The organism is Neisseria sp. P0021.S007 (assembly GCF_051956855.1).
Genome location: NZ_JBQCXA010001563.1, coordinates 1 through 462 on the forward strand (window position 1 = coordinate 1; position 462 = coordinate 462).

Genomic DNA, 462 nt, shown 5'->3' on the forward strand with positions numbered 1-462 from the left:
TTTGTGGCTCGACCAAGATTTGGCATGGCAGATCGGCCGTCCGAACAAACAATATGCCGTCAGCTTCGGCGGACAAGTCATCAATATGGGTGATAAAAAAGAATGGCATCCGAGCGAAGAGATTTCTGCGATGGCATACGATGAAATCATCCCCGGCTACGGCGGCGACGTCGCCAACCCGTTGCGCCTGTGGACGGCTCACGCCGGCAACCGTTTCGACTTGGCAGACTTCAACCGCGGCGATTACGCATCCGCCGTCCGCGCGCAAAATAGCGACGAAAACATCTCGCGCGTCCTCTATCCGAACGATTCTACCGACAGCGGCCGCGAACTGCGTCTGAAACAGGAATATTTCTTAGTTTCCGCATCCGTACAAGACATCGTGGCGCGCCACAAATGCCGTTTCCCCAGCATCAAAAACCTTGCCGACAAAGTCGCCATCCACCTGAACGACACCCACCC

General features: G+C 55.6%; 1 protein-coding gene. It reads left to right on the top strand.

All coding sequences use genetic code 11. The annotated features are described in order from the left end of the window. Positions 1-462, top strand: a 462-nt coding sequence (locus tag ACTHUR_RS20275; protein ID WP_440400596.1) for a glycogen/starch/alpha-glucan phosphorylase, incomplete at both ends; no start/stop codon positions are given.